This window comes from Wolbachia endosymbiont of Drosophila bocki (genome assembly GCF_028982005.1).
Classification (GTDB): Bacteria; Pseudomonadota; Alphaproteobacteria; order Rickettsiales; family Anaplasmataceae; genus Wolbachia; species Wolbachia pipientis.
In genome coordinates, this window is the sequence record NZ_JAPQLG010000053.1 from 1 (window position 1) to 2,578 (window position 2,578).

Here is a 2,578-nt window from a genome sequence, read left to right on the forward strand (position 1 = left end):
AGACTCTTTTCATATGGAGAAAAATCAATGCTTGCAATGTTGTTGTAGGGGTAGGTATGACGGTTCGCGGTGGTATGACGATAAGGTTTATACCTTGTCATGCAAGTACTAGAATCCAGTAAGCTTATTTATGCATATAAAAGGTTATTATTTTGTAAAGTCAAAGTTGCTTTTGGTTTTAAGTTAAAGTACAATAAATGCAAAGGCTCATATGATGAATTAAACTGGATCCAAGTACTTGAATGACATCAGAGAGAGGGTAACCGAGGTTCATGCGATACACGCTACCAAAGTGTTTAAGTAATTAATTAGGTTAAAGTTTGGTATTCAAACAGTCGTACATATGCTAGTCAAAATAGGTACCAGAGGAAGCAAGCTTGCAGTTGCCCAGGCTTTGGAAACAAAACAAAAGTTGCTGGATTCTTTTCCTAACTTGTCTATTGAAATTGTTAAAATAAAAACTTCTGGAGATAAGTATGCAAACGCAAATCTTGCTGAAATAGGAGGCAAAGGATTATTCATTAAAGAAATTGAGACTGAATTGCTCGAAAATAATATAGACATGGCAGTTCATTCGCTAAAAGATATGCCTGCGTTTTTCTCAGGGGGTTTAACAATTCCTTGTGTTTTAGAAAGGCTAAGTTCATGCGATGCGTTTATTTCTCATAAACACAATAGCCTTGAGTCTTTGCCACAGCAGGCTACTATTGCCACTTCTTCAATAAGAAGAAAAGTTCAGTTGTTAAATGTTAGACCAGATTTAAATATAGTACCGCTACGTGGAAATGTAACAACCAGATTGCAAAATCAAAATTTTGATGGAATAATTCTAGCTGAAGCAGGACTCATAAGATTAGAAAAACATCACTTGATTACAGAGGTATTGCCACCAAAAGTTATGTTAAGTGCAGTGGGGCAGGGGGCGGTTTGTATTCAATGTAGAAGGAATGATGTAAAAATTATCGATCTTTTAGAGAAAATTAATAATAATATGTCTTTTATAGGAGTGAAATCAGAGCGCAGTTTTATGAAGACAGTGAATGGTTCATGTTTTACACCACTTGCAGCTTTGGCTGAATATGTGAGCGAAAATATGCTACACCTTCGTTGTATGTTAGCAAGTGGAAAAAATATATACTTCACTGAGCGCACTTCATTTATAGAAGATGCGGAGAAAATGGGTATGGATGCAGGATTAGAGTTGAAATCAAAATGCTTATAAGCTTACCTAAAGTACGTGGAATCTATCGTTATGATGTCTTAATGTCTAAAGCGACGTGGTTAAATGTTGGTGGACGAGCTGATGTATTATTTAAACCATGTGATATTGAGGATTTAACATACTTGATTAAAAATACTGAACTGCCAGTTAGCGTTATTGGTGCAACATCCAACATAATAGTGCGAGATAGTGGCATTCGAGGAATAACAGTAAAATTAGGTAAGGAGTTTGGATATATTAAAAGTAAGGGTAACAACTCTATTGTAGCTGGGGGAGCTGTGCTGCTCAGCAACCTTGCTCACTTTGCGGGAAATCAGCAGATTAGTGGGTTGGAGTTTCTAGTTGGAATTCCAGGAACAGTTGGTGGCGGAATAGAAATGAATGCAGGTGCATATGGTAGTGATATCGCAAGTGTTGTACAATCCATAAAAGCAGTGAATCTAGAGGATGGAAACCTATATGAGTTCTCCAGCGAAGAAATGGGGTATTTTTACCGTGGACATAGCCTAAAAGGAAATTGGATTTTTGTTGAAGCTGAGTTTAAAGGAGTAAACTCAGAGTATGAGCTTATACTGCAAAGGTTAAAGGAAGTTATTGAGAGGAAAAATAAAAGCCAGCCAATAAGAGGAAAAACTGCTGGGTGCATATTCAAAAATCCAAAAAACTACCGAGCATGGGAGTTAATTGATAAATCTGGCTGCCTAGGGTTAAATATTGGTGGAGCTAGAATCTCTAAGAAACATTGTAACTTCTTGCTCAATTACGATAATGCAACTGCATCTGACTTGGAAAACCTTGGCAACAAAGTAAAAGATGCAGTAAAGGATAAATTTAATGTTGAACTTGAGTGGGAAATAAGGTTTTTGGGTAGCTATTAGATAGTTTTTATAGCTTATGTATATTCGTTCAGGAGAACGGCAAATAAGGTAAACAAATAATCTAAAAAAATAATCATAGAGAAACCGTGAGGTAATGTGGTTAATCTTGTAGAACTTTGCAAGAATCTAGAGAGAAAAATAGCAAAGTTATACCAATTCTCATTATTAGTGAATCAAATAAGCGATATTGTAGAGTTATTTAATTGTGGAGTGAGAAAGAAAGGCAATAGTATGGCTTTTTTTCCATTGTTATCTATCCGTTTATTGTGCAGTGGGAATTGGTATTAGCTGAACGGACACTATTGTTATACTATATCTTATATACAATTGTGCAATATGGACAATGGCAACAAATTTACTAGCGAAATTCAGTGATTTATGATTGATAATTAAAGTTCTTAATTAGTAACCGTTCACACTTAATTCTTCAATCTCACTAATAGAAAGGCCAGTAAATTTGACAATAGTGTTGACATCA

2 protein-coding genes are annotated in these 2,578 nt (G+C 35.5%); both read left to right on the forward strand.

Annotated features, from left to right (window positions below; translation table 11 throughout):
- The first annotated feature begins 343 nt into the window (after positions 1 to 343).
- The gene (hemC, locus tag OZD61_RS01045) at positions 344 to 1,222 is read left to right on the forward strand and encodes a hydroxymethylbilane synthase (protein ID WP_274979524.1); all 879 of its coding nucleotides are present in this window, start codon (positions 344 to 346) and stop codon (positions 1,220 to 1,222) included.
- The gene (gene murB, locus OZD61_RS01050) at positions 1,213 to 2,100 is read left to right on the forward strand and encodes a UDP-N-acetylmuramate dehydrogenase (RefSeq protein ID WP_274979525.1); all 888 of its coding nucleotides are present in this window, start codon (positions 1,213 to 1,215) and stop codon (positions 2,098 to 2,100) included. Before hemC ends, murB begins: the two co-directional genes overlap by 10 nt.
- Positions 2,101 to 2,578 lie beyond the last annotated feature (478 nt).

Coding starts and splice junctions, on each gene's coding strand:
- hemC (WP_274979524.1), top strand. CDS start 344: ATGCTAGTCAAAATAGGTACCAGAGGAAGCAAGCTTGCAGTTGCCCAG.
- murB (WP_274979525.1), top strand. CDS start 1,213: ATGCTTATAAGCTTACCTAAAGTACGTGGAATCTATCGTTATGATGTC.